Here is a 250-nt window from a genome sequence, read left to right on the forward strand (position 1 = left end):
GCGGAATGCGTCTATCACAACTTTACCCTTTACTGACTGGATGGGATCAACCACAACAGCAACTGCACGTTCTGATAATGCTTCAAATGACTGTTGAGTGTTGATGTCCACACCAGATAACCAACAACCAAAGCCAGGATGTGAATGATACCATCCAACAACCATTTCGGGTCGTCCTGTTTGTTTCAACATGTCCAACATCTTAGCTTGGAAGACTGGATCAACAGCCTCTACAGATACTCCAGTCCCG

General features: G+C 45.6%; 1 protein-coding gene. It reads right to left on the bottom strand.

The window, feature by feature from the left end; translation table 11 throughout:
- On the bottom strand, positions 1 to 250 hold a 250-nt coding region (locus F0L46_RS28010; RefSeq protein WP_210247723.1), incomplete at both ends, for an MPN domain-containing protein.

Origin of the sequence: Salinarimonas soli, assembly GCF_008386575.1 — a bacterium.
Classification (GTDB): Bacteria; Pseudomonadota; Alphaproteobacteria; order Rhizobiales; family Beijerinckiaceae; genus Salinarimonas_A; species Salinarimonas_A soli.